Annotated in this window: 3 protein-coding genes; all 3 read right to left on the bottom strand. The window is 70.4% G+C overall.

All coding sequences use genetic code 11. From position 1 onward, the window contains the following. A partial coding sequence (locus ACV4UX_RS19420) for a hypothetical protein (RefSeq protein WP_491594919.1) occupies nt 1-473 on the bottom strand: 473 nt, incomplete at its 3' end. A gap of 69 nt (nt 474-542) precedes the next feature. Beyond that, nucleotides 543-1,244 (bottom strand): ABC transporter ATP-binding protein, encoded by a 702-nt coding sequence (locus ACV4UX_RS19415; protein ID WP_491594918.1) that lies wholly within the window; start codon nt 1,242-1,244, stop codon nt 543-545. Further along, nucleotides 1,237-1,565: ABC transporter ATP-binding protein C-terminal domain-containing protein (locus tag ACV4UX_RS19410; RefSeq protein ID WP_491594917.1), on the bottom strand; the 329-nt coding region annotated here is incomplete at its 5' end. The genes ACV4UX_RS19410 and ACV4UX_RS19415, both read right to left, overlap by 8 nt.

Genomic DNA, 1,565 nt, shown 5'->3' with positions numbered 1-1,565 from the left:
AGCCCGTAGAGACGGAAGGGCCAGGCCAAGTTGAGCGTGGCCAGCACCAGCGCCGAGGCCGCCGGCCCGCAGTGCAGGCGCGCCAGCCTCCAGAAGAGGGCGTTGGCCGCCAGAAGCACGGCGCAGGACAGCAGGGCCATGGACGAGGGCTGCCGGTCCGGGGACAGGGTGACGGCATAGAGCCCCAGCGCGAGCTGGAAGAGCTTGTTGGGGTAGCCCGTGAACCTGCCCGCGCTGCCCGGGCGGTCCACGTCCTCCACGCCCACGGGCATGTCGGGCTCCGCGCCATGGAGCACGAAGGCCATTCCGCCGGCCATGTAGGAGCTGAAATCCTGGTAGTCGTGCACGCCGTGGATGCCCAGGGCCATCCAGGCTCCGGCGGCCGTCACGGCCAGGACCAGGAGCGCCTCGGACAGAAGGCCCAGGGCCCGGCGTCCCTGCGAACGTGCGTCGTGGCGGAGCAAGGCGGTCATCCCGGGTATCCTCCAACGGGGGGGAGCGCGCAGTCTCGGCGCAGGGAGAGCGAGAGCTTCACGGCCGGATCAGCCCAGGTAGGCCTTGCGCACGCGCTGGTCGCCCGCAAGCTCCCTGGCGTCGCCGCTGGCCACGATGGACCCTGCCTCCAGCACGTAGGCGCGGTGCGCGGTCTTCATGGCCAGGTGGGCGTTCTGCTCCACCAGGAGGATGGTCACGCCCTGGGCGTTGAGGCCCTGGATGATCTCGAAGATCTCGCGCACGATGATGGGCGCGAGCCCCAGGCTCGGCTCGTCCATGAGCAGCAGCTTCGGCCGCGACATCATGGCCCGGGCGATGGCCAGCATCTGCTGTTCGCCCCCCGAGAGGGTCCCCGCCAACTGGGAGGCGCGTTCGCGCAGGCGGGGGAAGAGCTGGAAGGCCTTTTCCAGGTCCTCCTGGATGCCGTCCTTGTCCGTGCGCACGTAGGCCCCGAGGATCAGGTTGTCGCGCACGCTCTGGCGGGCCAGCACCTGCCTGCCCTCTGGGCAGTGGCTCATGCCCAGGCGCACCAGGCGGTCGGGCGTGAGCCCGGCCAGATCGCGCCCCTCGAAGCGCACCGCGCCCGAACGGGGGGAGATCATGCGCGAGACCGCGCGCAGGATGGTGGTCTTGCCCGCGCCGTTGGCCCCGATGAGTGTGACGATCTCGCCCTGCTCCACGCGCAGGGAGGCCCCGCGCACGGCCTGAACCGCTCCGTAGCAGAGGGTGACGTCGTCGAGTTCAAGCATCGTCGGACTCCCCGAGGTAGGCCTCGATCACGGCCGGGTCGGCCTGCACCGCGTCTGGAGCGCCCACCGCGATGAGCTCCCCGAAGTTGAGCACCGCCACCGACCGGCACAGCCCCATCACCATGGGCACGTTGTGCTCGATGAAGAGCACCGTGAGCCCGAAGCGGTCGCGGATGTCCAGGATGAAGCGGGAGAGGTCCTGCTTTTCGGAAGGGTTCAGCCCTGCCGCGGGCTCGTCCAGGAGCAGCAGCTTAGGCGAGAGGGCCAGGGCGCGGGCGATCTCCAGGCGGCGGCGCTCCCCGTAGGAGAGGCTGCCCGCCT

The organism is Fundidesulfovibrio sp. (genome assembly GCF_058402725.1).
This window is presented reverse-complemented; position numbering and strand designations above follow the sequence as displayed.